Source organism: Myroides sp., from assembly GCF_032073645.1.
In the GTDB taxonomy this organism is placed as follows: domain Bacteria; phylum Bacteroidota; class Bacteroidia; order Flavobacteriales; family Flavobacteriaceae; genus Flavobacterium; species Flavobacterium odoratimimum.
This window is the reverse complement of the sequence record NZ_DAMANB010000001.1, coordinates 136790-154445: the sequence shown is the minus strand read 5'-3', so window position 1 is coordinate 154445 and position 17656 is coordinate 136790. Positions and strand designations below refer to the sequence as shown.

Genomic DNA, 17656 nt, shown 5'->3' with positions numbered 1-17656 from the left:
ATGTTTACAGAACATGGCACGGATTACAAATCCGCGTCAACTGATATAAGGCACAGGTTACAAACCACATCAGCATTAGTAGAGACGCAATATTTTGCGTGTCACTGTAAATGTTTACAGAACAAGGTACGGATTACAAATCCGCGCCAACTGATAGATTAATTTTAGGATTATAGACTGAACAATTTCACGATATCACAAAAAAACGACATTACAAAAAAACGATTTCACAGTTTCACAAATTCACAGTTTCACAGAAAAAACAACAAAACATGATTAAAGTACATAATTTCTGTGCAGGGCCATGTCTATTACCAGATGAGGTATATAAAGGAGCTGCAGATGCTGTATTGGATTTTAATGGAAGTGGATTATCTATACTTTCGATTTCTCATCGCAGTAAGGAGTTTATAGCTGTACTAGAAGAAGCACAGCATTTGGCTCTGTCTCTGTTGGGACTAGATGGGAAGGGGTATTCAGCTCTATTCTTACAAGGAGGAGCAAGTATGGAATTCTTAAGGGTTCCATATAATCTAATGCAGAAACGAGCAGGATATATCGATACAGGTAATTGGTCTTCTAAGGCTATAGCACAGGCAGAAACATTCGGTCAAGTTGAGGTATTAGCTACTTCTAAGGATAGAAAATATGCTTATATCCCAGAAGATATCGTTATTCCTTCGGGGCTAGATTATGTGCATTATACTTCTAATAATACAATATATGGTACGCAGTTTAGCGATGTGCCTAAGGCAGACTGTCCGATAGTCTGTGATATGAGTTCGGATATTTATTCTAGAGTATATGACTGTGATAAAATAGACCTAATCTATGCTGGAGCACAAAAGAATATAGGCCCAGCAGGGTTAAGTGTTGTTTTAGTAAAAGATAGTATTCTTGGTAAGTCAGGTCGTATGATACCTCAAATGATGGATTATGCTGAGCATATCGATAAAGGTAGTTTATATCACACAGCTAATGTGTTTGCTATATACACGAGTTTATTAAACTTGAGATGGTTACAACGTTTAGGAGGTGTAGAGGCTATCGAAAAGATTAATAATCAAAAAGCAGCTACTCTATATCGTGCTATAGATGAGTTAGATTATGTAGTAGGACTAGCTGATGTAGCATATCGATCAAAGATGAATATGACTTTTGATTTTAAAGAAGAGACAATGAGAAGGGTCTTCGATACATTGTGTATGGAGGCGAATATCACCAATATAAAAGGTCATCGAGTAGCTGGAGGATATCGCGCTTCTCTGTATAATGCCTTGAAACAAGAGAGTGTGGATGCTCTAGTAGAAGTGTTACATACGATGAAATCAAAGATTTAATAAAGAATCAAATAACGCAGATGAGAATATTAGCGAATGATGGTATCCCAGAAGAAGTAAAGAACGACTTAGAGGGATTGGGATTTGAAGTAAAAGAGGTTCGTGTAGCTCACGAACAGTTAGTTAATTATACAAGTAAGAATGAGATAGAGATTCTGTTGTTACAACAGGGAACTTTATTGAATAAAAAAATGATAGATGAGATGTCCCATCTAAAAGCTATTGTTTTTGCAGGTACTTCGATAGACTTAGATAGTATAGATTATATCAAAAGTTGTGGTATTAAGGTAATATGGGCAGAAGAAGCATTGTCTAATGCTACTGCAGAGTTAGTATTTGCACATTTGTTTTCGGGATGTCGTTTGTTACAAGAGTCGAACCGCAATATGCCTTTAGAAGGCGATGCTAGCTTTAAATCTCTACAGCAGTCTTATAGCAATGGGATTGAATTAGCAGGTAAGACACTTGGGATTATAGGTTTAAATACAGCAGGAGAGAAGGTGGCTCAAAAAGCGTTGGCTTTAGGAATGAATGTGTTGTATACAGATGCCTCAGTACCTGAGATTAAAGCTGACTTTGTATTGCCAAATGGAATACACTTTAGAGTAGATTTGGCTTCTACAGATATGCATAGATTATTACATGATTCTCATTTTGTCACTATTCATACTAAACATTATCAAAAGTATATCTTAGATAAAGAGGCATTTAGTCATGCTCATAACTTGATAGGAGTGATTAACTGTGCTTATCCAGAAGCGATTAACGAAGTAGATTTAGTGGATGTAGTAAATGCTGAAACGGTATTGTTTGCTGGGATTGATCGATTCGAAGAGGAGCCTCATCCCGCTATTCAAGTATTGATGCAACCTGCCTTTTCTTTATCTCCTAATATTAATGCTTCTACTGATGAAAGTAAAGTGTTAATATGGGATGAAATTTTTGAGAAAATGCAAGTATTGCGAAAATAATAAGTAGTTTTATACATCTAAAAAATAAAACTATGTTAGAGCAAATTACAAAATTAGTAGAACAGATTAGTTCTAGTGAAGTGGCTAAAGGTGGGATCACGTCAGATCTTACAAGTGCAGTTACTAAAGAAACAGGAGACAGTATTATCAATGGATTAAAGGATAGTGTTAGCTCTGGAGATATTAGTGGATTGACTAATTTATTATCAGGTCAAGCTTCTAATATTGCATCTAATCCTATCGTAACAGGTATGATAGGTAACCTTATCAGTGGATTAGTTGGTAAATTAGGTTTATCAGAAGGTGTAGCTGGAAGTTTTGCTAATGGTGTAGTACCGCAAGTGGTATCAGCTATAGTAGCTAAAATACAAGGAGGAGAATCAGGTTTTGATATGTCTACAATCCTAAGTGGACTAGGACAAGGAGGAGCACAAGATATGCTAGGGTCTTTACTAGGAGGAAAAGAAGGATTAGGAGGAGCAATCGATAAATTAAAAGGATTGTTCTAGTCGTTATAACGCATTAATATAGAGGCGATTATTCATACAATGAATAATCGCCTTTTTTTATTATTTAGATTTATTAAAAATAAATACTCGCATAACTTGATTTTATGTTAAGTTTTACTATATATTTGCACTTATATAAAATTAGTCTAAATAATAATTAATATATTGTTGTTGGTAATATGTTGATTATTAGATTTTTATTTTTTTGTTGCTAATCATAGTTAATTATGGAATATCTAAATAGCTGTTAAATATTTATGGTCTAAGTAAACACTTATATGTGATTTATAAACTAGTTAAATATTCAATGCATAGTAATCAAAAGGTGTTGTGTCAAGTTCTTTATTGCCTTTTGAGAAATACAATCTTAAATGAAAAAATATATACTACTTACGTTCTTATTCTCTTTTAACCTTTTATGTCATGCTCAACAACTGGCTTATTCTATAAAAGGAAAAGTGTTAGATGAAAAAAATGTACCAATAGCTTATGCAACCATTGTTGGTATCGAATCTAATCAGTCTACTCAGACTGATGAAAGAGGAAACTTTGAGTTAAAAGTTCCAAATAAAAAAGAGACCATAGAAGTTAGTTTTATGGGATACAACTCTTTTAAAAGCAATATTACTTTTGATCAAGAAACTACTAAAGTACTGTCAGTAAAATTAAAAGAACAACAACAGCAATTAAGTGAAATTAATATTAAAGCTAAGAGTGCTAGTGAAAAAGTAAGGCAAAGTGCTTATACTGTCAACGCTGTAGAAGTAAAAGCTTTAGCCAATACAGTATCTGATGTCAATCAGATTTTAAACCGAAGTGCTGGAGTACGTGTGCGAGAAGAAGGGGGACTTGGTTCTAACTTTAATTTTGCTCTAAACGGCTTTAGTGGAAATCAGATCAAATTCTACTTAGATGGAGTTCCATTAGAGGGAGTAGGATCTTCTTTCCAACTAAACAATATCCCTGTAAATATGATAGAACGCATAGAGATCTATAAAGGGGTAGTTCCTATTAGTTTAGGAGGGGATGCTCTAGGAGGTGCTCTAAATATTATCACTAAGAATACTAAGAGCAAATATTTAGACGCCACAGTTTCTTATGGATCTTTTAATACTGTGCGTTCATCTGTCAATATGGGAATGACTACAGATAAAGGATATAAGTTTCAATTAAATGCTTATCAAAACTATTCTGACAATGATTATAAAGTGAATGTAGATGTTCACAATTTTGAAACAGGAGTACTTACGCCAAAGAGAGTTCGTCGATTCCACGATCGTTATCACAATGAAGGAATTGTCCTAAAAGGAGGTATGGTGAATAAGTGGTATGCTGATGAGTTACTATTTGGGATTACGTTAGGAAAGAATTACAATCAGATCCAGACTGGGAATAGAATGGAAGATGTCTATGGCGGTCGTTTTACTAAAGGGGACTTAATATTACCAAGTTTTAGTTATACAAAGAAAGATTTCTTAGTAGAAAATCTGAATGTTTCTGTAAATGCTAATTATAATCTAGGTAGTGAACAATCTGTAGATACAATGAATAGATTGTATAACTGGGATGGAGATTATATTATAAAAAATACTTTAAAGAAAGAAGGAGGGGAGATAGAGAGAAGAAGATTTAAGTACAAAAATAATAATGGATCAGTAATCGCTAATGCAAATTATGCACTAAGTGAGCATCATCTGTTTGCGGTAAACTATAATCTATCTTTATTTAATAGAAAAGGAGAGGATTTATTAGACGCTACGTTAAAGAATAATAATCTACCTAAGAAATCTAATAAGGCTATATTAGGTTTTAGTTACCAGTATACGCATAATGAAAAGTGGAACGCGATAGCATTTCTAAAGAAGTACTTCCAATATAATTACTCAGAACGCTATTATAACGAGACTTACTTCACACAAGACAATAGACAGAACTTTACTGGATATGGAATAGCTACAGCTTATAATATACTGCCAGACTTACAAGTAAAAGGGTCTTTTGAACATAGCATACGTATGCCAGAAGCATATGAGATGTTTGGGGATGAGGTAAACTTAGCTTCTAATTATAATCTAAAACCAGAGTCTAGTAATAACTTTAATGTAGGACTTCAATATGGATTTACTATTAATGAAGTAAACCAATTCAAGGTAGAGACTAATTTCTTATATCGAAAAGCTAAAGATTATATAAAGGAGGAAGTTAATACAGGACAAGGTACTGCAGCTCAAAAAGTAAATAGAAATATCGGAGGAGTTTTAGTAAAGTCATTTGATGGAGAGATAAGATATAGCTACAAAGATTTCTTCTCTGTGATGGCTAATGTTACATATCAAGATATTCTAAATGATATGAAGTATGAGAATAATTCTGAGGAAGTGAGTGCTTTATATAGAGATAGAGTGGCTAATATCCCTTATCTATATGGAAATGGGATGGTGTCATTCAATTTTAAAGAAGTATTTGGATCTAAGAATAGTTTGCGTCTAGACTATAATATGATGTATGTACAGAAATATTATTTATATGCTCCTAGTGCTGGTATCGCTAAGTATAAGAGATATATACCAGAGCAATTCTCACAAGATATCAGTTTGCATTATGCTATTCGTGATGGAAGATATAATGTGGCAGTAGAGGTGAAGAATCTAGCTAATAAGACATTGTATGACAACTTCAGTTTACAAAAGCCAAGTCGTTCAGTGACTTTAAAACTGAGATATAATTTATAAAAAACATAATTAAATATAATATGAATATCATAAAAAAAACACTAAGTCTATTATCACTTGTATTAATAGCATCATGTAGTAGTGATGACAACTCATCATCAGAAAAACCAACAACTCCTGAAGAAGGTAAAAAAGCTAGTTCTTATGTATTTGTGATTAACTCCTTGACAGGACAAGAAGGAGGAACAAAATATATAGCAACCGCATCGTCATTAACAGAAGGTGTTATAAAAATAGATAAGAACAATGGTATCGAAACTGATTCTTATTCATTCTTCGTACAAAACAATCAATTAATGGCTGCTGTATATGGATTCAGTGGACAAAGCCCATTGACATTCTATAGTTTAAATGCTAAGAATGAAATAGTAGAGGGAACTAAACTAGCGACTGAAACAATAGGTAGTTATGGAAATATTGGAAAAACTGATGTAGTTAGTGCTACATTAGGAGGAAATCTGTTTGCTATAAATACTGAGTTAAAACAAATGACTCATAAAGGAGCTGTTGATTTTGATAAATTAAAATATAAAGATGAAGAAGCTGGAGGGCGTAATTTAACTGGGGTGTTTGCGGTAGGAACAGATAAATTATATATTCCTTATTCTGTGTCGCCAAAAGAAGGAGATACAAAATATAGAGACAATACATTTATTGCAGTAGTAGATTATCCAAGTCTTAAAGTTAGTAAAACCATTATAGATGATAGAACTGGGTTAATAGGAAGCTGGTTTGGGATGAATGGTATTCAACAAGTGGAAGATGGATCTGTATATGCATGGTCTCCTGCTGAGAAGTCTAAGAACCCTTCTGCTTTTATTAAAATCAAAAACCATGAAATAGATAAAGGATACTTCTTTGATGTACAAAAAGCATCAGGAGGACATAAGTTATCTCGTGCAGAGTACATTGGAGGTAATGATTTCTTAGTGAGCTTCTTTGTAGATAAGAATATTCAAAGCACTTGGTCTGGTGTGACTAAGTTAGCAATCGTAAATGTATCTACTCAATCTATTAGATGGATAGACACTATTGCTGATCATGCACAAATGCCATATAAACAAAAGATATATGTAGAGAAGGATAAGAAAACAGTACACTATGTAGCTCCAATAGAGAAAACAAATCGTTTCCAAGTATACAATATTGATGTTGCAACAGGTATTGCTAAAAAAGGTATTACAATCGAAAATGCAAATGACGTTACAGCTATCTCTAAATTAGAGTCTGTACAATAGTAGCATTTAAAATAAATTAGTTAGTTAGCGTGTTTTGAATTAGGCAAATTCAGAGTATAATAAGTTGTTGAAGCAGTAATCACGGAAACGTGATTACTGTTTTTTTGTTTATCTTGTATTGTAAAATTATTGACTTAATAAAATGAGTATATCAGTTATCATTAGTGATTTTATCCATTATATACGACAACCTCATACTGAAGTATTAGATATTAGCAAGAAAGAGAAAGTAAGAAGAAGCTTGGTATTAGTTGTTTTTACATTAATAGTGATAACAGTTTATATATTCAGTATTAATAAAATAGTTCCATTACCTAAGACAGCTAGATTACTTGATTTTATAGCTGACAAAGGACTGTTAGTAGCTATGTTGTTTATTGTATTATTAGGACCTTTAGCAGAGGAGGTTGCTTTTAGATTAGCTCTAAGGTTTAAGAGTTGGTATTTGTTGTTAAGTACTCCTCTTACATTAGTATATAGCCTTTGGATCTTGTATAGGTTTAATCTGAGTATAGCCTTCATAGTAGGAGGGGTATTCTACGTGATACTGTGTGCTTATCTTTATCTACATAGAAATAATATAGTGATACTTAAAGAGAGACATGAGAAGTATTTTGGGTATGTGTTTTACAGTTACACATTTTTGTTTATGATTATGCATATTAGTAACTTTTATACGATTAATACTGAAGTACTGGTATATAGCCCTTTGTTGTTTCTTCCTCAGTTCATAGGAGGACTTCTACTCGGATATATACGGATGAGATTTGGTTTTGGTTATAATTGTATGATACATATAATCTATAATACTATTCTTATGTTATTATTGTATGGGACTGGTGTTATTAAATAGATAGGTATTCTTAGAAGGTTACATTAAGTGAAGAGGATTTAACTATAAATGATTAATGTGTTTTAAATAAAAATTACAATATGTTAATTTGTAATTTTTATCTTTGAATAATAGACTTTAAAATATTGAGTTATGAATAGTATCCATTGGCATACCAAAGCTTTCGATGAGTTGACAGTGAGTGAATTATATGATATTATGCGTTTGCGTACAGATGTATTTGTGGTAGAACAAAACTGTCCTTATCCTGAATTAGATGGTAAGGATAAGAAATGTTTACACATTTATGCAACGAAGTTAGATCAAGTCGTTGCTTGCGCTCGTATTGTCCCTCCTGGGCTTAGTTATCCAGAAATAGCTATAGGAAGAGTAGCTGTCCACGCAGACTATCGCAAGGATGGTTATGGTCGTATCTTAATGCAACATGCTATAGATAAGATAGAAGAGGAGTTTGGAGCTCAAGATATTCAGATCGGAGCTCAGTGTTATTTGAAGAAATTTTATAGTTCATTTGGATTTGTAGCCTCTTCTGAAGAGTATTTAGAAGATGGTATTCCACATGTGGATATGATTAGAAAAGCATCAGAATATACTAAATAGATAAAATGCCTTAATATCATCTGTTAAGGCGTTTTTATTATACTTTTTTCTGTTTCCATTTACCTCGCCTAAATAAAATAAAGGCAAGAATAGCAATTACTAATTCGGCAGAAGGGATAGCGATAAAAGCTCCTGTAGAACCCAAATTAAAATGATAAGTCATTAAATAAGCAAAAGGTATCTGAAATAACCAGAACCCTACTATATTTATTATTGTTGGGGTAACAGTATCTCCAGCTCCATTAAAGGCATTCATCAAGGTCATTCCTGCTCCATAAGCTATAAAACCAATAGCTCCTATATACATTGCTTCTTTAGCGACTGTTTTAATAGCTTCATCAGTTGTAAAGAAGGAAGCTAAAATTTCGGCCATACTAAAGAATATAATCGTGACAATAGCCATATAGAAGACATTGTATTTTAAAGTTGCAATCACTGATTTATATGCCCTGTCGGGATTGTTATCTCCTAAGTTTTGACCAACTAAAGTAGAAGCCGCATTGCTCAATCCCCATGCGGGAAGAATAAAAAATACAAGAAGGCGTAAACATGTCAAGAAACCTGAAGAACCTATTTCTCCTCCGCTTTGCGCTACTATGCGTGCAAGAATAACCCAACTACAAGTGGATATCATATACTGTACCATACCTGGTACTGCGATTTTAATGATATTCCAGGTCATATCCCATTGTATTTTGAAGTACTTTAGTTTTAACTGGATAAGTGAATCTTTTTTAGACAGATAATACAACTGATACACTACCCCCATACTACGTCCTATAGCTGTAGAGTAAGCAGCTCCTTCTAATCCCATTTCTGGAAATATCCACCATCCTCTAACCATAATAGGGCATAGGATGATATTGATGATATTACCAAAACCAAGACTTTTCATGGCTATGGCCGCATTACCTGCGCCTCTAAATATTCCATTAATAAGGAATAAGAGCATGATGGATACACAGCTGACTAATAAGATTCTGGTATATCCGTATCCATATTCTGCTGAAGCTTCTGATGCTCCCATCCACAGTAACCAATCTTTTGCATAAATAAAACCAAGTACACTTAATACAATAGTGATTAATATTGAAAGTGTGATGGCTTGTGCTGCATTTTGCGCTGCCTTTTCTTTATCTTTTTCACCTATACGCCTTGCTACGATAGCTGTGGCAGCCATACTAATCCCTATACATATAGCGTAAATAATAGATAGTAGAGACTCTGTCAGCCCGACACTTTGTATAGCGTAGGCACTCTCTTTTAAATGACCAACAAAATATAAGTCAACTAAAGCAAACACTGACTCCATTAGCATCTCAAACATCATAGGAATAGCTAGTAGAAAAACAGCTTTATTAATGGACATATTAGTCAAGTCAAAGTTTTCATTAGAAAAGGATTGCTTGATTAAAGAAAATATATTGTTTTTTGATTTAAATGTTGTTGTTGACATATTTAATGAATTGTCTAAGGGTATTTAAGGGCTCAAAGATAAGTTGATTATGTAATTAAGATATAGGTTAGTACCTTTTTTATTCCAATGGTATTTATAAATAGACTCTGTTATTTATGTTTTTTAAGTAATTGAAAATAAGGGTGTTATTTTGATTTAGATAATTTTTTATATTTAAACTATTTAATTAGTTGTAAAACTAATTAAATAGTTGTTAGTTTGGATAACTATTTATTAGTGATGATAAGTTAGTTTTTGTTGTTAATGATTTGAATATATTTATTAATTTTTAATTATTAGTGTTATATTTATTTAATATGGCCGATCTGAAAATAATATAGATGTTAAATAATTTAAATCATAATTAGTATAAACCATAAATAACTATAGTATATGATTAAAAGGATGTATCTAACAGTAGCAGCATTATGTAGTGTGATGTTAGCTAATGCACAGGAGAAAATAGATGTAATGAGGTATGAGTATCAACTAACACTACCAGCAACTACCGCTACTGGAGATGAAGAAGCTCTTCAGAGTAGTACTGAAATTATTTATTTAGATGTTAAGGGAGGTGAGTCTAGATTTGCTAGTGAAGGAAATATTAGAAGAGAAGAGACTTTGATGGAATATTCTACTGGGGCTAAGAAAGATGCAGATTTTGCTGTGCGTATGCAAGCTTTAAGTCAATTTAAGAGTAGAGTAAAATGGGCAGTATATAAAAATGGAGCAGAATTAAACACTTATGCTTCTTCTGGTATAGAATCGTATAATGTTGGAGAAACTAATGATCTAGTGAAATGGAGTATCTCTGGAGATATAGAAGATTACAATGGGATGAAAGTACAGAAAGCAATAGGTGAGTTGAGCGGACGTACTTGGACTGTGTGGTTTACTCAAGATATCCCATTGATAGACGGACCGTATAAGTTTAAGAATCTACCTGGATTTGTAGTCAAAGCAGAGGATAGTACAGGAGACTACAAGTTTGAGTTCTTAAAGAGTGAGAGAGCTACTACTGATTTTTGGTTATCAAATAGACAAGAGAAGGCGATGAAAATAGATAAGAAACAATGGGATAAGATTAGAAATATTAATGCTAATAAAAGTTTCTCTCAGATTATGAACGAAAGAGGAGGTACGGCGACTTTTAAAATGGTAGATGAAAAAGGGAAGGATATAACCGATGAGATGACTAAAAAGAAGATGGGAAAAGAAAGTAAGCCTATAGAGTTCTATTAGTATGTTTACTGTACAAGTGTAATAAAATCAATGGATTATGAAGAAATTGTTAGTGATAAGTATAGTCGCGTTTATAACTAGTATAAGTGGATTAGCTCAAGAGAAAATTGAGGTAATGCGATATGAGTATCAGATGACCATGCCCTTAGCCAAAACGACTGATGATATTAATACTTCTAATAGTGCAACTGAAATAGTATATCTAGATGTGCAGAATAGCGAATCTAGATTTGCTAGTGAAGGAAATATTAAAAGAGAAGAAACACTTATAGAGTACACTACAGGAGCTAAAAAAACAGCAGATCATACAGCGCGTTTCCAAGCTTTAGGTCAATTTAGAAGTAAAGTAAATTGGATTATCTATAAGGATCAAGCAAACTTAAATACTTATGAAAATTCAGGAATAGAAACGTATAATGTAGAAGAACCTAGTAATTTAATTAAGTGGAATATTTCTGGAGATATAGAAGATTACAATGGTATGAAGGTACAGAAAGCGGTAGGAGAGCTGAGTGGACGTACTTGGACAGTATGGTTTACTCAAGATATCCCTTTGATAGATGGACCTTATAAGTTTAAGAATTTACCTGGATTTGTAGTCAAAGCAGAGGATAGTACAGGTGATTATAAGTTTGAGTTCTTAAAGAGTGAAAAAGTCACAGCGGAGTTTTGGCTAATGGATAGACATAAAAATGCCATGAAAGTCAATAAGAAACAATGGGATAAGATTAGGAATGTCAATGCTAATAAAAGTTTCTCTCAAATGATGAGTGAGATAGGAGCAGGAACTATTGTAAAGGTAGTAGATGAAAAGGGTAATGATATAACCAATGATAAACTAAATAAGAAGATGGGAAAAGAAAGTAAGCCTATAGAGTTCTATTAGTATAAAGTGATTAAGTAATGAAGAAGTATTTATTTAGTATTACAGTTACTGTTTTAACTGTTTTAGGAGCAGTAGCTCAGGAGAAAATAGAGGTCATGAGATATGAGTATGAGGCAACGTTTAAACCATCTATTAAGTCAGACGAAATGTTTACAGAGTCTGTATTCTTAGATGTATGGGATACTTCTTCTCGTTTTTATTCTAAAGGATATGCTACTAGGGTAGAAAGCTTAGCTAATCCTAAGAATAGGGGGCTAATAGGTAAGTCTGTTAGTATGCCTAATGAACGAACTGAGTTTGAGGCAGTATTGGTAAAAGAAAGTAATAAGCTATTCTATTTACAGATGTTAACTGGTACATTACTTAAAATAGAAAGCCCACTTAATGAGGTCAAATGGAGTATTTCTGAGGATATAGAGGTGTATGAAGGGATGAAAGTACAGAAAGCAATAGGAGAATTAAATGGACGTATATGGACAGTATGGTTCACTTCTGAAATACCTATTATAGAAGGGCCTTATAAGTTTAAGAACCTGCCTGGGTTTGTAGTCAAAGCACAGGATGATAAAGCAGACTATACTTTTGAATTTAGAAAAAGTGAGAAAGCCCAAATATCAGTAGATTTCAACGAATACGAAATAGCAGGGCTTTACAAAACTACTGAGTTAATAAAGATAAGAGAGGTTAAAGCTAATATGACTATAAAACAAGGTTTGGCAGCTCAAAGAATAATTTTTGATGAACCTGATACAATAGAAAATCAACAGGAGATGAATCGAAAGAGGGGAGATGATACGAACTATCTTGAATGGTTAAAAAAGTAAGGTTATGAAGAAGTATTTATTTAGTATTACAGTTACTGTTTTAACTGTTTTAGGAGTAGTAGCTCAGGAGAAAATAGAGGTCATGCGATATGAATATGAGGCAACGTTTAAACCATCTATTAAGTCAGACGAAATGTTTACAGAGTCTGTATTCTTAGATGTATGGGATACTTCTTCTCGTTTTTATTCTAAAGGATATGCTACTAGGGTAGAACGTTTAGCTAAAAAAGAGAATAGCGGACTAATAGGTAAGTCGTTTAGTATGGCTGGTGAACAGACACGGCTTGAAGCGGTATTAGTAAAGGAAGCTAATAAACTATTTTATGTACAGAATGTGAGTGGTACTATGTTGAAGATAGAAAGTCCAGTTAATCAGGTCAAATGGAATATAGATGATACTGTAGAGGAGTTTGAAGGTATGAAGGTACAGAAAGCTATAGGTGAACTGAATGGGCGTAATTGGACAGTATGGTTTACTTCTGAAATTCCTATCATAGAAGGGCCATATAAGTTTAAGAACTTGCCTGGATTTGTAGTCAAAGCACAGGATGATAAGGAAGATTATGTTTTTGAGTTCAGAAAGAGTGAGAAAGTAGAAATACCAGTAGACTTCAACGAATATAAACAGGCTGGATTGTATAAAACTAGTGAGTTAGTCAAGCTAAGAGAGGTTAAGGCGAATATGACAGTTAAGCAGAATTTAGATAGTCAAGGTATGATTGTTTATTTTGAAGATACTGTTGAGAATCAACAGATGCTAAATAAGAAAGTGGGAAATAGTAGTAATTACCTTGAATGGTTAAAAAAGTAAGGTTATGAAGTATTTAATAGGATGTGTTGTACTATTTTTATTATCTATTCATAGTATGGCTCAAGAGAAAAAAGACTTTATGCGTTATGAGTACTCATTGACTTTTAAGCCTTATGATGTAAAAGTAATGCCTGATAGTCTTCCTATCACAGAGAAGTTCTATCTGGATATAGACGGGAGTAATTCTATGTTCTATGATGAGTTTACTTACCAAGAATTTGTTGCTGAATTAGAAGAGATAGAAATAGATATTCAAAATTCTCAAGTGCCTTGGATGGTTTCTAAAGACTCAGGTAGCATTATTCTTTATGAGATGATTAATTCGCTAGAAGCTTATAAAGTAAAACAGCCTCTTAATCTTATTCAATGGACTATCTCAAGTGAGATAGAAGAGTATCATGGTATGAAAGTACAGAAGGCAACTGGAGAACTAAGTGGACGTAATTGGACAGTATGGTTTACTACTGAGGTACCTATAATAGAAGGACCTTATAAGTTTAAAAATCTGCCAGGTTTTGTAGTAAAAGCAGAGGATAGCAATCAAGATTATATGTTTGAATTTATAGAGGGAACAAGAGTACATAATTACTGGGTTGAATTAAAGGAATTAGATTTTTTCAAGGAAGTAACAGGTAAACAATTAAATCGATTAAAAACATTAAACGCCAATAAAACTTATATGCAACTCATACAAGAAATAGGAGGAAAGTTAATGAATGATGACAAAGAACCTTCTGATTTTATGACTAAGAAATTTGGCAAAGAGCCTAATCCTATAGAGCTTTATTAGTAATTAACCAAACGACCTTATTAACGATGAAATATGTAATATATATACTTTTCTTTATAGTAGCCTTGCCTTTACAGGCACAAGTAGTTCTGAAGGGAAAAGTAAATGGTGAGAATAAACAAGCATTATCTAATGTAATTGTTTCTATACTTAATCCAGAGACTAATGCTGTAATAGCTTATGAGATGACGGATAGCAAAGGGACTTATCAGATACCTATCAAGTCTTCTCTAACAACATTAAAGATCAAGGCATCTATAGTGAACTACAGTGTATTTGAAAAAGTGATTGAGAATAAGTCTCAGGATATTCAAATTCAGTTAGTAGATGAGTTTACACAATTAGAAGAAATATTCGTTAAAGCTTCTCCTATTACTCAACACAATGATACTCTAGTATTTGATCTTAGCAAATTTGCAGGGAAGAATGATAGAGTACTAGAAGATGTGATAAAGAAGATGCCAGGAATGGAGGTGAAGAGTAATGGAGAAATAGAATATCAAGGTAAGCCTCTAAATAAGTTTTATGTAGAAGGGAAAGACTTGATGCAAGGAAGATATGGTGCTATTACTAAAGCCTTGCCTAATCTTCATGTTAGCAAGCTAGAGGTAATAGAAAACCATCAGCCGATTAAGATGCTAGAGGGAAAAGTACCTTCAGAGAGTCCTGCTATTAATATTAGATTAAAGAATAAAATAAGTTTAAGTGGTAGTGCTAAGATAGGAGTAGGTGGTGATCCCTTTTTATGGAATAGTACTATATCTCCGATGTTTTTTAGTAAAGGATTACAGTACTTAGTAAGTTATGATACTAATAATACAGGAGAAGACCTTACTAATAAATTTAGAGCATTTGGCTCTTTTGGTTCTTTTGATGTTTATAATTATACGAAGAGTACAGGCCAGGCGCTGTCTATGAGTACAACGTCTGCTCCTGGTATTGCTAAATCACGTTATTTAGACAATAGATCTCATTATGTTTCTGCTAACTTCTTAGTGAAGTTTACAGATAAGATAGAGATGAATACGAATGCTTTTTATAACAATGATGAGGTTAAGCAATCAGGAGCACAATCTACAGAGATTAGAAACTTAGACGCAAATGGCAATGTCAGTGATGTAATTAGATATAGTAGAAAAGATGAGAACAGATACTTTAAAGAAGCATTTAACTCTAAGTTTACGATTACGAAGAATACAAAAGACAATTACTTAAAAGATTATATAACGATTAATGTAAGTAGAAATAAAGAAAGAGGACTATTATTACAGAATAACGATCCTATTAATCAGAGTGTATTATCTCCTTCTTTTAGCTTACAGAATTCATTGAGTACCCTAGTACCAGTAGGTAGTAATAAGTTTGCTAACTTTAAGTCTATTATTGACTTTACAAGAGATAAACAAGATTATGATGTGGTAGCGAATGGCAATGTGAACTTCCCAGATCAAGATTTGAAGAAATACGATTTATTAAATCAGTCATTCTTAGACAATACTTTCTATACACAGAATGCTTTATCACTTTCGTGGAAGTACAGAAAGTGGACTTTTACAGAAGAGTATAGTTTATTGTATGAGAATAAGCGTTTTGAGACAGACTTATACGGATATAATACTCAGTCTGTTTGGCTAGGGGATAATTATCAGAATGATTTGACTTACAATAGATTTGTAAATCGTTTAAATTCTAGTGTTAATTTTAAGGGAGTGTCATGGGATATGACATTTACTGTGCCTATTATATGGTCATCTATGAAGTTAGATGATAAGTCTATAGATACGAAGACTACAAAGAATGCAGTAGATTTCTCACCATCATTATACCTGTCATATAAGATTAATAATATGTGGACATTAAGAGGAGGAAGTAACTTGAGTACTAGTTATACCCCTCTTGACCAACTGTACAGTCACTATATTTTTAGTGGACTAAACTTTACAGCATATAAGGCGAAGATAGAAGACACACAGAGTATTTTTTCTTGGTTTAGGTTTGAGTTTAAAAATCCTTTTAATGGAATATTCTTTAATGGGTCTTTAAATAATAACTACCAAGAGAGAAAGATTATATTATCACAGACAATTGATGAGAATGGACAGTCTGTTTTAGAAGCTTTAGAGCAAAAGAACATTTCAAATAATCAAAGTGCTAATATTAACCTAGGTAAGTTCTTTAGTGAGTATAGCTCTAATATTAAAGGAAGTTTCTCAGTTAATAAAGGTAAGTCAGAGATATTAGTAAATGAGTATCTAAGAGATGTGAATACCTATAACTATAATTATGGATTACAATTGACGAATAATTATTTTGATTGGTTAAACTTTACTTATGATTTTAATTATATGGAGACAGAGCGAAAAGATATGAAGCAGTCAACACATTCTTATGGCAACTCACATAATCTGCGTATAGACCTTATCCCTTTTAAATCACATAGTTTTATTTGGAAGCTAGATTATAAAGAAAATGTATTTAATAATCAGAAGTTTACTAATCGATTTATGGATGTTATGTATCGCTTTAAGTGGAATAAGAAGAAGATAGACTTTGACTTCGAGTGGAATAATATCCTGAATACAAAAGAATACGAACAAGTAGTAATCAATAGTATACAGACATCAACAACTAACTTTAAACTAAGACCTTCACAATTCTTAGTATCAGTGCGATTTAATTTTTAAATAGAATATAAAAAACCTCCAATCTTTAATAATTAAGATTGGAGGTTTTCTTTTGTGGTAAAGTGATATTATAAAAACTATTTATTGAAATTTTCTAAATCACGTACATTCTTTTGAACACTCACAGCAGCGAAAAGAGATAATAAATAAGAGATAGCATAGAACCCTTTTTCACTTAAAGTCATTTCTGCATTGATTAGTCCAATAGTTAGTAATGTTATACTTGCCATGGTACCAATCCACCCTAACGTATAGAAAATAGGGGTAACAGGTACACCTTCTATCTTATCTCTAACACTCTTTTGTAAAGCAACTACTGCAAATAACCCAAATAATATAAGTGTAAAGTAAAAACCTTTCTCACTTAATAAAATCTCTGCATTCCACAGACCTACGCAATAACTAGTGATTCCAAGTCCTAAAGCTATCCAAGCTACTAATATGTATATCGCTGAAGGTTTAAATCTCTCTAGATTAATAGTGTCACTCTGTAAGTGTACTCTATTAGTAGTACTAGATGATGTTGTATTTCTTGTTTCTGTTTTTTCTTCTTCTATCATATTTTTTTTGTATTAAAGAAGTAAATATATGTATAAATTTTTATAAAATTTAATATTGTATTTTTATTTTATTATGTATTGTGTTGTTTAATTGTTTGTTGTTTGTGCTTTTTATATGAATACTAATAAGGTTGTGTTGTTTTTAGTGATTGTCTTTATT

15 protein-coding genes are annotated in these 17656 nt (G+C 32.6%); 13 read left to right on the top strand and 2 right to left on the bottom strand.

Annotation, left to right across the window (positions count from 1 at the left end; genetic code table 11):
* Positions 1–272 precede the first annotated feature (272 nt).
* From serC to RT228_RS00665, 7 genes are all read left to right on the top strand, one after another.
* A complete protein-coding gene (gene serC / locus RT228_RS00695; RefSeq protein ID WP_058699328.1) occupies positions 273–1340 on the top strand; it encodes a 3-phosphoserine/phosphohydroxythreonine transaminase in 1068 nt (355 codons plus the stop codon).
* A gap of 20 nt (positions 1341–1360) precedes the next feature.
* Positions 1361–2311 (top strand): NAD(P)-dependent oxidoreductase, encoded by a 951-nt coding sequence (locus RT228_RS00690; RefSeq protein ID WP_006256955.1) that lies wholly within the window; start codon positions 1361–1363, stop codon positions 2309–2311.
* Between the two features lie 32 nt (positions 2312–2343).
* The gene (locus RT228_RS00685) at positions 2344–2820 is read left to right on the top strand and encodes a hypothetical protein (protein ID WP_006256954.1); all 477 of its coding nucleotides are present in this window, start codon (positions 2344–2346) and stop codon (positions 2818–2820) included.
* A 371-nt stretch (positions 2821–3191) separates the two neighbouring features.
* A complete protein-coding gene (locus RT228_RS00680; RefSeq protein ID WP_006263060.1) occupies positions 3192–5552 on the top strand; it encodes a TonB-dependent receptor in 2361 nt (786 codons plus the stop codon).
* 20 nt (positions 5553–5572) lie between these two features.
* Entirely contained in the window at positions 5573–6790 is a 1218-nt protein-coding gene (locus RT228_RS00675; protein ID WP_058699329.1) for a DUF4374 domain-containing protein, read from the top strand.
* Positions 6791–6932: 142 nt separating this feature from the next.
* Positions 6933–7643: a CPBP family glutamic-type intramembrane protease gene (locus RT228_RS00670; RefSeq protein WP_006256951.1), complete on the top strand. Its 711-nt coding sequence runs from the start codon at positions 6933–6935 to the stop codon at positions 7641–7643.
* Between the two features lie 132 nt (positions 7644–7775).
* The gene (locus RT228_RS00665) at positions 7776–8243 is read left to right on the top strand and encodes a GNAT family N-acetyltransferase (RefSeq protein ID WP_006256950.1); all 468 of its coding nucleotides are present in this window, start codon (positions 7776–7778) and stop codon (positions 8241–8243) included.
* Between the two features lie 37 nt (positions 8244–8280).
* Here the strand turns inward: RT228_RS00665 and RT228_RS00660 are convergent, their stop codons facing one another.
* Positions 8281–9699 carry an MATE family efflux transporter gene (locus RT228_RS00660; protein ID WP_058699330.1) on the bottom strand — a complete coding sequence of 473 codons (1419 nt, stop codon included), beginning with the start codon at positions 9697–9699 and terminating at the stop codon, positions 8281–8283.
* A 393-nt stretch (positions 9700–10092) separates the two neighbouring features.
* Here RT228_RS00660 and RT228_RS00655 point away from each other — a divergent pair, with 393 nt between their 5' ends.
* From RT228_RS00655 to RT228_RS00630, 6 genes are read left to right on the top strand one after another with little or no spacing between them, the layout of a single operon-like run.
* Positions 10093–10941, top strand: coding sequence for a GLPGLI family protein (locus RT228_RS00655; protein WP_006266508.1), 849 nt, complete (start codon positions 10093–10095; stop codon positions 10939–10941).
* A gap of 37 nt (positions 10942–10978) precedes the next feature.
* Positions 10979–11827, top strand: a complete 849-nt coding sequence (locus tag RT228_RS00650; protein WP_006266509.1) for a GLPGLI family protein — start codon at positions 10979–10981, stop codon at positions 11825–11827.
* A 17-nt stretch (positions 11828–11844) separates the two neighbouring features.
* A complete protein-coding gene (locus RT228_RS00645; protein ID WP_006266510.1) occupies positions 11845–12651 on the top strand; it encodes a GLPGLI family protein in 807 nt (268 codons plus the stop codon).
* Between the two features lie 4 nt (positions 12652–12655).
* Positions 12656–13462 carry a GLPGLI family protein gene (locus RT228_RS00640; protein WP_006263067.1) on the top strand — a complete coding sequence of 269 codons (807 nt, stop codon included), beginning with the start codon at positions 12656–12658 and terminating at the stop codon, positions 13460–13462.
* A gap of 4 nt (positions 13463–13466) precedes the next feature.
* Positions 13467–14252: a GLPGLI family protein gene (locus RT228_RS00635; RefSeq protein WP_006266511.1), complete on the top strand. Its 786-nt coding sequence runs from the start codon at positions 13467–13469 to the stop codon at positions 14250–14252.
* A 26-nt stretch (positions 14253–14278) separates the two neighbouring features.
* On the top strand, positions 14279–16936 hold the full coding sequence (locus RT228_RS00630) for a TonB-dependent receptor (RefSeq protein ID WP_058699331.1): 2658 nt from the start codon (positions 14279–14281) through the stop codon (positions 16934–16936).
* A 77-nt stretch (positions 16937–17013) separates the two neighbouring features.
* On the opposite strand, the gene yiaA is transcribed toward RT228_RS00630, so the two are convergent.
* Positions 17014–17496, bottom strand: coding sequence for an inner membrane protein YiaA (yiaA, locus tag RT228_RS00625; protein ID WP_006263070.1), 483 nt, complete (start codon positions 17494–17496; stop codon positions 17014–17016).
* Positions 17497–17656: the final 160 nt, after the last annotated feature.